This is a genomic window from Chitinophaga sp. (assembly GCF_036569125.1).
Classification (GTDB): Bacteria; Bacteroidota; Bacteroidia; order Chitinophagales; family Chitinophagaceae; genus Chitinophaga.
Genome location: NZ_DATCRF010000497.1, coordinates 1 through 12,417, shown reverse-complemented (window position 1 = coordinate 12,417; position 12,417 = coordinate 1). Strand labels below are relative to the sequence as shown.

General features: G+C 48.1%; 11 protein-coding genes. 3 read left to right on the top strand and 8 right to left on the bottom strand.

Features of this window, described 5'->3' with window-relative positions; translation table 11 throughout:
- On the bottom strand, positions 1–776 hold a 776-nt coding region (locus VIM87_RS18685), incomplete at its 3' end, for an alkaline phosphatase family protein (protein ID WP_331998462.1).
- Between the two features lie 173 nt (positions 777–949).
- Positions 950–1,726 carry an SDR family oxidoreductase gene (locus VIM87_RS18680; RefSeq protein WP_331998461.1) on the bottom strand — a complete coding sequence of 259 codons (777 nt, stop codon included), beginning with the start codon at positions 1,724–1,726 and terminating at the stop codon, positions 950–952.
- A 142-nt stretch (positions 1,727–1,868) separates the two neighbouring features.
- Here VIM87_RS18680 and VIM87_RS18675 point away from each other — a divergent pair, with 142 nt between their 5' ends.
- Positions 1,869–3,089 (top strand): M57 family metalloprotease, encoded by a 1,221-nt coding sequence (locus VIM87_RS18675; RefSeq protein ID WP_331998460.1) that lies wholly within the window; start codon positions 1,869–1,871, stop codon positions 3,087–3,089.
- A 190-nt stretch (positions 3,090–3,279) separates the two neighbouring features.
- Here VIM87_RS18675 and VIM87_RS18670 read toward each other — a convergent pair whose 3' ends face one another.
- The 4 genes from VIM87_RS18670 to VIM87_RS18655 all read right to left on the bottom strand — a co-directional run bounded on the left by VIM87_RS18670 (position 3,280) and on the right by VIM87_RS18655 (position 6,575).
- Positions 3,280–3,873 carry a Crp/Fnr family transcriptional regulator gene (locus VIM87_RS18670; RefSeq protein ID WP_331998459.1) on the bottom strand — a complete coding sequence of 198 codons (594 nt, stop codon included), beginning with the start codon at positions 3,871–3,873 and terminating at the stop codon, positions 3,280–3,282.
- A gap of 21 nt (positions 3,874–3,894) precedes the next feature.
- On the bottom strand, positions 3,895–4,398 hold the full coding sequence (locus VIM87_RS18665; protein WP_331998458.1) for a hypothetical protein: 504 nt from the start codon (positions 4,396–4,398) through the stop codon (positions 3,895–3,897).
- Between the two features lie 151 nt (positions 4,399–4,549).
- The gene (locus tag VIM87_RS18660; RefSeq protein ID WP_331998457.1) at positions 4,550–5,719 is read right to left on the bottom strand and encodes a M20 family metallopeptidase; all 1,170 of its coding nucleotides are present in this window, start codon (positions 5,717–5,719) and stop codon (positions 4,550–4,552) included.
- A 70-nt stretch (positions 5,720–5,789) separates the two neighbouring features.
- A complete protein-coding gene (locus tag VIM87_RS18655) occupies positions 5,790–6,575 on the bottom strand; it encodes an alpha/beta hydrolase (RefSeq protein WP_331998456.1) in 786 nt (261 codons plus the stop codon).
- Between the two features lie 233 nt (positions 6,576–6,808).
- Here VIM87_RS18655 and VIM87_RS18650 point away from each other — a divergent pair, with 233 nt between their 5' ends.
- The gene (locus tag VIM87_RS18650) at positions 6,809–8,770 is read left to right on the top strand and encodes a hypothetical protein (protein ID WP_331998455.1); all 1,962 of its coding nucleotides are present in this window, start codon (positions 6,809–6,811) and stop codon (positions 8,768–8,770) included.
- A 49-nt stretch (positions 8,771–8,819) separates the two neighbouring features.
- Entirely contained in the window at positions 8,820–10,577 is a 1,758-nt protein-coding gene (locus VIM87_RS18645; RefSeq protein ID WP_331998454.1) for an ABC transporter ATP-binding protein, read from the top strand.
- A gap of 2 nt (positions 10,578–10,579) precedes the next feature.
- Here VIM87_RS18645 and VIM87_RS18640 read toward each other — a convergent pair whose 3' ends face one another.
- Both VIM87_RS18640 and VIM87_RS18635 read right to left on the bottom strand, forming a co-directional pair.
- Positions 10,580–11,320, bottom strand: a complete 741-nt coding sequence (locus VIM87_RS18640) for a hypothetical protein (protein ID WP_331998453.1) — start codon at positions 11,318–11,320, stop codon at positions 10,580–10,582.
- A 160-nt stretch (positions 11,321–11,480) separates the two neighbouring features.
- Positions 11,481–12,417, bottom strand: a 937-nt coding sequence (locus VIM87_RS18635; RefSeq protein WP_331998452.1) for a hypothetical protein, incomplete at its 5' end; no start/stop codon positions are given.

Sequence of the window (12,417 nt, the reverse complement as noted above, 5' to 3'; positions counted from 1 at the left end):
CAGCCGAAGTTCGACAGCCAGGAGCGTTCCTCCCCTTTAAACCCGCCGCCACAGCTGGTTTCATTCTGGTAAAATTTCCAGGGTATATTATTTTGCTCCAGCAGCTCCGGAAATGTGTTCCAGGGCAGCTTGGCATAGCTGTAATCATCATTACGGATATGCGCTTTGGGAATACCGTCTGTTTCATGTGTGATCTTACCTGTCCAGAAAAAAGAGCGGTTAGGCGTGGTGCTGGTCATAGCCGAACAAAAGTTCTGATCACAAATGGTAAAGGCATCTGCCATGGCATAGTTAAAAGGCAGGTCTTCCCGGTTGTAATAACCCATAGTCAGCGGCATGGCTGCATACTGTTTATTGCCGGACCTTTTGGCTATCAGCCACTGATCATACTTCCCGTTATTATTGGCATCTACCTGGCTGGCGCGGGAGTGCGGCAAAGAGCCCATCCAGGTTACCTTGGTATCTTTAATATCCAAACGGAAAGGTGCATAGGTTTCACCCAGCTCATTGGTTTGCAGCCACACCGGTTTTTTATCAGGTAGGGCCAGCGCACGCGGGTCATTAAAACCGCGCACACCCTGCAAGGTGCCAAAGCAATGGTCAAAAGAACGGTTCTCCTGCATCAGTATCACTACATGTTCTGCATCCAGGTAAGTGCTGCCTAATGTAGGGTCTATAGCCAATGCGCGTTGAATGGATGCCGGCATAAAAGCAGACAAGCCTGCGGCGCCGGATAACAATACTGATTTTTTGAGGAATTCCCTGCGTGTATCCATATTACGAAATCGTTAATTTTAAACGGTAAAGAACAGCTGAAAACCATACGTGGCAATGGTTACAGCGTGTAAATTAATACGGCCTTCATACAAATAAAAGCCGTACGCACCCTTTCATTGATGAAGTGGCGAATATGGAGGATAAATGGCAGCAGTTTTTTGTGAGCTGTGTATTATTCATCGTAAGGCGATGGGCTCACAGAAGTCCAGCCGCCGTCTATAACTAAGCTTTGGCCTGTGATATGCTTGGCATGCGGCGATACCAGGAATAATGCGGCATGCGCAATATCCGCCGTGGTAGCGGGGCGGCCCATAGGTGTTAACCGCGACCAGATCTTTTCATAGTCTGCTTCGGAAGTAGTTCTTTCCGTAAGCGTGGCGCCGGGTGCAATGGCATTTATATTAATACCGAAGGCGGAAAGCTCTACTACCAGGCTTTTAGCCAGCATTTCCAATGCGGCTTTCGTCATACCGTAAACGGCTAAATGTTTATGCGCCTGGTGGCCGGTAACGGAGGAAGTGAACAGGATAGCGCCACCCCCGCCCTGCTGTTTCATTTGTTTTGCAGCGGCCTGAGCTAAAAAGAAATTACCACCCAGGTTCACCTGCAGCACTTTATAAAAGTCAGTTTCAGGATAAGTAAAAAAATCGCCGAATAAAGTAATGCCTGCGTTGCCAATAGCGATGTCCAGCCGGCCAAAACGGTCCACGGCTGTTTGCACCAGCTGCTGAATGAACGTTACCTCTGCAACGTTGCCGCCTACACCGATACAAACTCTTCCTGTGCTGTCAATATTATGGGCGGCCTGTTGCGCCAGCGCTGCATCTACATCATTTAACAATACCTGTGCGCCTTGCTGTACCAGCTGCCGGCAGATCTCATAACCTATACCCTGCCCTGCGCCGGTAACAATAGCTACCTGTCCCTGGAAGATCGGATTAGCAGACATACGCTCTGTTTTTAGTGAATAACGTGGATCAATACTACAAGTATAAGAAGTTATTTTCCCGCATCATAACAATTATGTGTATATTCAGGAGAACTCTTTTTACTGTAACCCATCAACCCTCAATTAAAACCTTTTATTAACTATGAAAGCAATTCCTCAAATTGTAACCGCGTTACTGATCGCGGTTATTTTTATTGTAGCCTGCAGAAAAGAACAAAAGCCCGGTTCCCGTAGTGAAATTTCTGAAGAAATTAAAGCCAAGGTAAAAGCCCTGGGGTATTCCACTGTGAACATCAAGAAAGCCGAAGGCGGTTACATGGTGGAATCCGACATTTTCCTGTCTGAAAAAAGCCTGGACCAACCCGTAAATTCCCCTACCCTGGTTATTGCCCGTACAGAACAGTACCGCACCAATAACCTGGTAACCGGCCTGCCCCGGGTGCTTACGGTAAATGCATCCGGCTTACCGGCCAGCTACATAGCTTCGGTAGATGCTGCCATTAGCCAGTACAATGCGCTGAACCTGCGGCTTACCTTTCAGCGGGTATCCACTACCGGCGACATTAACATTACAGGCGCTTTCCTGGATGCGGGTGTATGGGGCGCAAGCGGCCCGCCGGACGCCAATGGCAATCCGTTTAGCACCATAACGATCAATACCTCCAGCGGGGGTTTAGGCGCTACCCCTAATGTGAATTTTGCAGCCAGTGTAATTGCACATGAAATGGGGCACTGCATTGGTTTCCGCCATACCGACTGGATGAACCGCGCCTACAGCTGCTCTGTTGGCGGCAGTGAAGGCCAAAGTATTTATGGCGCGGTACAAATTCCCGGCACCCCATCAACAGAAGATGCCGGCAGCTGGATGCTGGCCTGCATGGGCACCAATATTACAAATGGCCGGCAGTTTAACATCAATGACAGGGTGGCGCTGCAGTACCTGTATGGTACACCTTATGCAGCATACACTTTATTTACCAACAGCTGCACCGGTATAGCCGCCAGCTACGGCGCGGTGAACGGGCATGTGGGTGATGTAGTAGTGGCAAGAGCCACCTTCAGCGGATCTGTATCCTGGAATAATATGGCCAATGGAGCAGGTGCGCAGATCTCTCTTTCTGCCAACGGGCAATCCAACGGCGCTTCCTCACCGCACATTACCTCTTCGGGCAGCTTTAATATTTCTGCGGATATTACTTTCACGGTTACAGCGCCTACTACCTATATCAACACCACCGGTGTTATTCATAACAGCACCTTCAGCTCTGCAGCAGGCGCCACCTTAACGATCGTAAGTGTGAACGGCGTAGCCAATGGCCAGCAAACCAATATTTGTTACGGCAGCAGCGGCGGCTCCTGGTAAGATGTTAAACAACCAGGACGACCAAAAAGAGTGTAAAATGTAAAATTTTAAATCGCAAATGTAAAAGGGGAATGCAACAGATCGCTGCACTCCCCTTTTACATTTATCTCGTTCATAAAGTCTTTTCAATGGTCTCTATGAACCTCCTTCGTCGGTTTGAAATTTTACATTTATGATTTTACATTCTTTATTACTTAGCGCCGGCAATCCGTTTCCGGATCCTGCTCAGCGACGGATTGGTAATACCCAGGTAAGAAGAAATATGATAGGCCGGTATGCGGCTGACAATATTCGGATGCTCGTCTACCAGCTTCAGGTAACGCTCTTCCGGACTATAGAATAAAAATTCCTCTGTGCGGCTTTGAGAATAATTGAAGAACAGCTCTGCCAGCAGCCGCCCGAACCGCTCCCATTCCGGAAACTTTTCATACAGCTGGTACAGGTGCTGGTAAGAGATAGATACTATTTCCGCATCTTCCATAGCCTGTATATAATAAGCACAGGGATAGCGGTTAATAAAGCTCCGGAAAGAAACAATGAACTGGTTCTCTGAAAAAAAGAAAATGTTCTTTTCCTCATCCGTTTGCGGATCATTAAAATAAATACGGAACATCCCTTTTACCACCAGTCCCAGGTCATTACAAACCACGTTCTGCATGTTAAAAAAATCACCCTTACCTATTTTACGTGTGTACCAGAATGGCAAACTCTCTGTGATCAGCGATTCAGAGAGTGTAGAAAAACTGGTGAGCATGTTGTATAAGATCTCCGGTCGGTTTTCCAAAGCCATCAGCATTAAATTTTATCATTTGCCTGCCGCTACCTGCCGCCCTTTCCAGATCTGGCGGAACTGCAGCACCAGGCTTATTACATACAGCAAAAGTAATCCTTTCAATGTATTTTGAATAGCCGGCGAATTAATATCCGTAGCCAACGGATGTGAAAGCGGTACCCGGGTGAATGTTTCATTCACCGCAGGAAGCAGCGATAACAGCAGGGTAGTGTACATGCAAAACACAATGAGGTAGGCGCCCCAGCCCGCTGCAGCAGGCCGGCTGCCAACAAAGTAAGCCACTAACAGCAGCACCAGGATCAGAATGGCCAGCGCATGGCCGGGATTAAAACCACCTGCCTTGGAAAGGCCGAATGCCGTGATACAGCCCAGGGCCGTAAAAATGCTGTAATATTTACCATTAGCGCTAAAAGGTTCAATTTTGCCGCTGCGTACCAGCGCAATACCCGCAAAAACAAGCGCTACAATAGAAATAGCCGTATGGATGATACCCAGTATCGATAAGGGATGCTGCATAGTTTAATAGTTTTGTAGTGAACAATTATTATTGATAGCAAATGTCAGCAGAATAAGGGTGAATAATTTTCACTTAAGTTAAAATCCGGGCAAAGCCACCCGCTTCCGCTTTTACGGAACAAATACCTTTTGGTTGATGTTTTTTCTATCCTTAACTAAAGCTCCTGATCAGGTCCAAAGCGCCATTGGCTAAGAAAGGCGCGCCCAGCTTCATACAATCTTCATGAAAGGTTACTTTGGGGTGGTGCAGGAAAAAGGAAGTATTATCTTCCTGTTGCGCACCCAGGAAATAGAATTGCGAAGGCATCAGCCTTGAATAAAAAGAAAAATCTTCCGCAATCAGCTGGCCCGTGCCTTCCTTTACATTGTTTTTGCCAAACACCTGTTCCTGGGCAGGCGCCAGCATTTGATGCACCTGCGCATCATTCAGCAGGCTGGGATAATAAGCCGTAAATTCCAGCACAATACTGCAGCCATAGGAAATCTCCATTCCTTTGATCAGCGACTGCAGCTTTTCCACTATCCGGTTATAGGTATCAATATTCAATGCTCTTAAAGATCCCTGCAGCAGCACGCCTTCAGGTATTACATTATGACTGGGCTCCCCGTTAATGGCAATGTTGGTGAATGCCAGCACCGCAGGTTCTATAGTTGCGGTATGGGAAATAATGGATTGTGCGGCTACGATCAGCTGGCTGCTGATCAGCACCGGGTCTGTTACATGTTCCAGGGAGCCGGCATGCCCGCCTTTACCATTTACATGAATAAAAAAGTTGCTCACATTGGCCAGCGCTTCCCCGTTCCTGTAACCCAGCGTGCCCAGGGGCAGCAGGGGGTGTACGTGCAGTCCCAGAGCTGCTTTGGCATCATTGAGCTTTCCGCTTTCTATGATCATTTGCCCGCCGGACTTACCTTTTTCCGGGCTGCGGGCATTGCCCTCTTCCGATGGCTGAAATACCAGCTTTACCGTGCCGTTAAATTCCTGCTCTTTCAGCAGGTAGGCGGCGCCCAGTAACATGGTGGTATGTATATCATGCCCGCAGGCGTGCATTACACGTTCATGCACGGAGCTGAAGGGCAGGCCGGTATCTTCCACAATAGGCAGCGCATCCATATCCGCGCGCAGCACCACCACCGGGCCCTCGCCCTTTTGCAGGGTGGCAATAACCCCGGTAACCGCTACCGTTTCAAACGGAATATCCAAAGCCAGCAGGTGATCCTGCACCAGCGCCGTAGTTTTAAACTCTTCAAAGCCCAGCTCCGGGTGTTGGTGCAGCTGCCGTCTTATCGTAACCAGTTTTTGAAACAAATGCTCGTTCATGGGTAAAGCCTTATCGTGTAATTACCGTTGGAAAGTAAAAGATAATAAATCCCGGGGGTAAAATTAATTTTTATTGATTAGCCAGCCAGTCCAGTATATAATCCGCATCCTCTTTCCAGGTAGGCTGCCCCAGCACAAAGTGATTGCGCCCGGGAAATACTTTATAGTCCAGCACCGATCCGTTCTGGTGGTACCGGTTAAAATTGCGCAGGTTCAGGTGTGCCGGTATAATATTATCCTTGTTGCCGGCTGTAAGCAGCAGCGGTACATGGGCCTTTGCATAATCCACTTTGGCAGCGCTGGTTAAGCCGCCCCTTGCCACCACCTTGGATTCCGGCACGGTGAACTGTTCATAGGCGGCCTGCTGTTCCTCCAGCGGCATACCGTTTACAAAAGCGTACTGCCAGTCGGCAAAAGACATCAGGTATGTTTTTTTTACCGAAGTAAATAAGCCCAGTGATTTCCAGCCTGCTTTCAGGAAGCTGAATTCGTACGGGAACACGCCCAGCGTAGGTACGGAGTGTATGGCCACGCCTGCAGCAGCCAGGCCGCGGTTCACAATGATCTGCGTTATTAACCCGCCCAGCGAATGGCCGATCACGATGGGCTTTTCGGGGTAGTTATTCACGATCTTTGCATAATAATCTATCAATGCGGTTAAGGTTAATGCAGCAAGGCCGGTATCATCGGGGCGGCGGCTTCTTAGCTCCGGTGCAGTACCATTCTTAAAAGGCCATGGCGGCGCTGCCGTATCAAAGCCTTTGGCTTCAAAATAAGCGCGCCACTCATCCCAGCAGTGGTGGGTTACAAAAGCGCCGGTGATAAATACTACGGAATTGGTTTGCAGTGTTGACATGGTTAATGTTTTTTATAGATATGGATACAAAATGGTTCGTGGAGGTCTTTCAAAGTGCACAGTACTGGATCAAAGGCTGCAATCGGCAGAGAAGGTAGTAAAAAAAATTGACTTGCAGGGGCAGATGGAAATCCGGTAAAATATCTTACCTTAATAAACGCTTTACCCCAAAGACAGACAGCCGGGACATAATACAATTCATTCTGCCAACAATTTACAAAACAATTACCCCCATGCACACGCCCGATACCGTACCCGTATTGTTCACTACCTCCTGGGAATTATGGGAGCACATTCAACAACATACTGCCGTAGAAAGTAATACTTACGACAGAGCGCTGGAATACGAAATTATACAACACCTGCCCCTCCCCGGTATTACCGGCAATCTGATGGAAGCGCTGCTGGTAGATCATACGCCCGCTGAAAATGATCTGCCTGAAACGCCGGCCATTCACTTAACAGAGGTGCTGCGCACGCATAACATCTCAATAGAAGCCTTTACGGGCGCATTGTTCAGCACCATGGAGCCTTTTACCAAAATGCTGGCGGACATTTACAAGCTCTTTGAACAACAGGGCGTTACCAGTACCAGCAACGCCGTAAAGATCGTTTTTGATTTTGAAGGGCATGGGCTGAACCTGGAGTTTGATGTGGAGCATTTTAAAGAAGTGCTTAGCCGCTACCGGCGCTTAAAACAGCTGCTTACTTTTTATGAGTGGAAAGAACCCAGGCTAAGGGAGCTGCTAAACCTGTTCCCGCATAACTGGACCTACCGGGTAAAAGATGCAGGCATAAAAAAATGGGTAGACGCCTACGTAGAAAAAGGGGATATTCTTACGCCTGACATTGTATTGCCTACTACAGATGATGAAGCCCTTGACCGTAACCTGGCGCAGGTAATGCGGCTATGGAAAGCCGTGGTAGCGGAACTGCTAAGCTATTCAAACAAACGGGATACCATAAAAGAAAAAACCAGTTACTGGTTGGACAATACTTTCCGGGAGCAGCCGGAACACCGCGACCTGAAAGATGTTTACTTTATTGCCAGCGATGCATGGCCGGCGTTTATGCTGCAGTCCGTAGCTGCTTTCATTGAATCGCTGGATGTAATGCCTTTTTCAGCAAGACATGACGCCGTTGAAAAATTAAGCCAGCAGCTAAGCGCTTATTTTAATACCCTGCCTGTTACGGAAAAAGAAGCAGATGTGCTGGCAGAAGAGCTGATAGACATCCTGAACCTGCCGGAATGGAAAAAACGCTATGACCTGTACAGCGTGTGGGTGCTTACCTTATTATACAAGGCCATGGCCCCTTTACAGCCTGGCATGCATCATACAGACGGGCGGCTGCTGCTGAAATTTTCCGGCACACACATTACTACGCTTGAAACAGCAGACGGCCCGCTATCGCTATGGTCAGAGCTAAGAAGCCCGCTTAAAAACCCTGCCGGCAAAAGCCGGGAAAACAGCATGCAGCCGGATTACAGCTTTTGCATTAACCAGGGCACTGCTCATGAAACCTGTGTGGCGGTAATAGAATGCAAACAATATCAAAAAGCATCCCGCTCTAATTTTGTAAATGCCGTTAATGATTATGGCAAAGGCAGAACAGATGCCGCCATTTTCCTGGTAAATTATGGCCCGGTGCATATTACAAGCAACTGGACGCTGGACTACCCTGACCGCTCTTTTATTTTTGGCAATGTAAAGCCGGATGTACCTTCCCCCCACCAATCAGCCAACCAAACGGCGGCCTTTACCGCCAGCTTACAGGAAGTGCTGATGGCGCTGCATTACACGCAAGCCGGCACGCCTGCCATTACACATTTTATTGTAGATATTTCCGGCTCCATGCAGGCACATTTACAAAACCATGCTTTTATAAAGGAAATAACCGCCCTTACGGCGCAGACGCCTGCCGCTAAGCTGCTGGCAGTAGATAATACTATTTACCGCAGCTGGGACCATGCAGGGGACGCTTCGCTAAAAGAGCTGCTGGCCCTTCCCCTGCGGGGCAGCACCGACCTGGCTGCCGCACTAAAAGGAGTAGATGTATCAGGCGCGGTGATCATCACAGATGAAGACGGGCGTAAACAGCTGCGCAGCAACGGCATACGGCCTTATTTACTGGTGATGCAGGAAGCTGATGGCAGCATCCGTAAAATAGAATGCAATACCTACCTGCAAACCTGACAGCCGGCGCGTCTGTTCCTTAACTGCCGTTTTTTGCTTATTATTAAGCATGCGAATCTTATGGAACTACCTGCAGGAACAAAAGTGGTGGGTGATACTGGCCCTGGCGCTGGCGGGTATTGCACAGCTGCTAAGTCTTACAGACCCTATTATCTTTGGAAAGATCATTGATAATTACGCCACCAATAATAAAGGGCTTAATGAGCAGCAACGGGTGCAGGGCGTACTGTACTGGTTAAGTATTGCTATAGCCATTGCCGTAGTATCCAGGATAGCCAGGGCCTTCCAGGAATATTTTACCCGCAAGGCAGTGCAGCTGTTCGGGATGCAGATCTTTAACGATGGGTTAAAACAAACCCTCCGCCTCTCTTTCCAGGAATTTGAAGAACAACGCAGCGGCGAAACCCTCTCCATATTGCAGAAAGTAAAAACAGATACAGAACGTTTCATTAACTCGTTCATCAATATCCTGTTCTCGTCTGTGGTAGGCATGGGTTTCCTGATCTGGTACTCCATTACCCGCAACTGGATGCTGGTACCCATTTTCGTGATCGGCATTTTAGTATTGGGATCGCTCACCGGTTTGGTAAGTAAAAAGATCAAGACGGTACAGCGCTCCATCAATAAGGAAACCAACAAAATGTCGGGCGTAATTACGGAATCCCTGCGGAATATAGAGCTGGTAAAAAGCCTGGGACTTACCTTCCCGGAAATACGCCGCTTAAGGATCCAGACGCAAAAGATCTACGACCTGGAAATGCTGAAAACAACCCGGGTACGCACGCTCTCCTTTTTGCAGGGCACCACGCTGAACCTGTTAAAGCAATCCATTTTATTTATACTGCTTTGGCTCATTTTCCGCCAGGTATTAAGTACCGGTGAGCTCATTGCCATGCAGTTTATTTCTACCTCTATTTTTGGGCCCCTGCAGGATATTGGCAACATTATCCTCAATTACCGGGAGGTAGAGGCATCTATTCACAGCTTTGACCAGCTGATGCACAAGCCCATAGAGCGCAGGCCGGAAACGCCTGTAGCCACCGGCCCTTTAATGCACATCCGTTTTGACCAGGTAACATTCCGGCATAAGACCGCCGGTTTTAATGCAATAGACAATGTATCCTTCAGGGTGAACCTGGGCGAAACCATTGCATTCGTAGGCCCCTCCGGCTCAGGAAAGTCTACGCTGGTAAAGCTATTGGTGGGTTTGTATCAACCGGTGTCCGGCGCTATTTTGTTTAATGAGATCCCTTCGGGAGATATCCGCTATAATGAGCTGCGCCGGCAAATAGGCTTTGTAACGCAGGATACCCAGCTGTTTGCAGGCACCATTAAAGAAAACCTGCTGTTTGTAAAGGCCGATGCTACGGATGCGGAAATACTGGACGCCCTGCATAAAGCAGCCTGCGCACCCCTGCTTTCCCGCTCTGAGAAAGGTATTGATACGGTGCTGGGCGAAGGCGGCATGAAACTTTCCGGCGGCGAAAAACAGCGCATTTCCATTGCCCGGGCGCTGCTGAGAAAACCACGCCTGCTTATTTTTGACGAGGCCACCTCGGCCCTTGATTCATTAACAGAAGAAGATATTACCAATACTATCCGCGATGTATCCTTAAGCCGGGAGCAGATCACCATTCTCATTGCGCACCGCCTTTCTACTATTATGCATGCAGATACCATTTATGTGCTGGAAAAAGGAAAGATCTCTGAAACCGGCTCCCATGCAGCGTTGCTGGAAAAGAAAGGATTGTATTACGCCATGTGGCGGCAGCAGGTAGGTGAAAGAAGAAGCAACCAGGCAGTATAGCGTTAGTTATAGGTTTTATTCCAGCGAACACCCTTATCAACAAACTTCAGCAATCCCCGCACCTCGTTCTGTGCGGCGCTGGCAGTGGTGTCTTTGGTTTCTTTACGTTGCAGGTCAATAACAAATTGCTGCTGGTTGCAGTTATCTACAAAGTAACCGGAGTATCCTTTATTATCGGTATCGCCAATAGGTGATTTAACTACTTTATCCACCAGGATGTGCAGGGAATCCATTTTGGCCTGGTCCAGGATGGCATAGGCTTTATAGGTGAACCGGGCATGCCGGTAATAGCTCCTGGTAAGCACATAACAGCAGCCTACTTTTTTTACTACAAATACATGGTAGGCCCACAGGTCCATTAAGTTAGGACCCAGCTGAAAGGCCATTTCAATATTCTGCTTACCGGTATAATATTTAACAAAATCCAGCTGGGAAGCGTGGTAGTTGTTCTTGTAATAATCGTTCCAGAGCTGTGTGAACTTGGTAGTGTCAATGCTCTCTACATCCCGGTACCACAACATACGGTTGGTAGCGGAATCCAGTTTATAAAAATCCCATTCCGTAAAATTATCCGCATCGTACTGAGGCAAATAGTCGTACTGCGGGTTGCTGATAATGGCTTTTGTTTGCAAGGTATCACACTGGCAGGGCTTTGCTTTTACAGTAGGATAGTCATAAGATACAGCGCCCAGTGCAAAAAAAACGACCATTGCAACAGGCGCCAACAGGAAAAATCGATTCATAAGCTAAAATTCATCTATCGGAAAAATTTCACATCGGGCGGATCGGTAGCTAAAAATACGGTACCTGGCTTGAATATCAAAATACTAGCCCTTCTTCTGCGTAAAATTTAACCTGGAATGATTAAACGTTTTCAGGGTGGCCTTTATTACATCCGGGGCATCATTCGACCATGATACGGATCTCGCTGTTCTTGTGCATATCGGTATTTATACCCAGCCTTTTACTGTTGCGGCCAAAACGGATGCGCAGCACCGAGGTGTTAGGGGGTATCCGGCCCAGGTTATCGGCCATAAATAACAGCACATTCTCACCCTTTTGCAGTTTTATAGGGATCTTTTGTATGTTATTCCTTACCGGGAAACCGGTTGCGATCCATTTTCCGTTTAGGCTCAGGGAAATGCTGTCGCCGTCCTCCACTCTCTCATCCCACAGCTCCAGCACAATATTGGCGGTATCCACCTTAATAGTAGCTACCGGTGTGGTGGTTCTTTGCTCTGCAATGGTGGTCAGGCGGCTTTTAACCGGTTGCACCGGGTGGTACAGGTCTGCTACCACAAAAGTGGCATAGGCATTGGGCCGGTCGCGGAAATCAAAGCTATATTCCTTACCGTCAATTTTCATATAGAGGTTACCGGTATTGGGGGGCAGCCCGCCGTAATTATCTGCAAAAAAGGCAAACAGGTTACGGCCGGTATCCAGGGCTATGGTTTGCCGCCGGTTCTTATCATTGATCTGCTCTTTGCTGAAAATGGACCGGGTATTTTGCACCAGTGTAACGGTATCCTTATCATATTGCTCCTGGTCTTCCACCTGTATCAGCACTGCGCTGTCATTCGCAACGATCTGGTCATACTTGCCAAAATAAAGATCGCTGTGCAGGATGCGCCGTACACTGGAATCGGCCAGGGGTTTGTTATTTACTTTTTTCAGGGTGATGGAATCCCGGTACAGGAAATCGCGCAGCATCACTTTGGTGTGCACCCATATTTCATCATCTTCATACAAACCCTGCATCCAGATGCCAAACTGGTTGATCCACATGCGGTTCACAGAGATCTTATTATCCTTAAAGTCCAGCGTGCCGTTCAGGTACCAT